This is a genomic window from Arthrobacter sp. 10T425, from assembly GCF_056393985.1.
The window spans coordinates 1-408 of the sequence record NZ_JBFTGZ010000100.1 but is presented as its reverse complement, the minus strand read 5'-3'; the positions used below and the strand labels follow the sequence as shown (position 1 = coordinate 408).

The 408-nt window shown below is 74.3% G+C and carries 1 protein-coding gene; it reads left to right on the top strand.

From position 1 onward, the window contains the following. Positions 1-408: DUF222 domain-containing protein (locus AC1DDH_RS20705; RefSeq protein WP_476956251.1), on the top strand; the 408-nt coding region annotated here is incomplete at both ends.

The following is a 408-nucleotide window of genomic DNA, read 5'->3' as shown; positions in this document are numbered from 1 at the left end:
GCCCCGGCAGGGACTCGCCGGCCGGCCCATCCCGCCCGTGCACCCGGAGCTCGGAGCCGCCGTCGCGGCCGGCGAGGTCGCCTCCCGGGCCGCGACCGTCATCACGCTCGCCCTGGACCGGGTCCGGCACAGCTGCCTCCCGGAGGCCGTCGCGGCGATGGAGCACGCCCTGACCCGCACCGCGGCCGAGAACGACGCCGACTTCCTGGCCCGGGTCAGCCGCAGCTGGGCCGAGGCACTGGACCAGGACGGCGCCGAACCCTCCGAGGAACTGCTCCGCCAGCTCCAGGGCGCCTTCCTCCGCAAACCCCGGCACGGCCTGCAGCACCTGGAAATCTTCGCCACCACGGACCAGTTCGAACACCTGATCACCGTGATGAACACCGCCACCAACCCCCGCACCGGCCC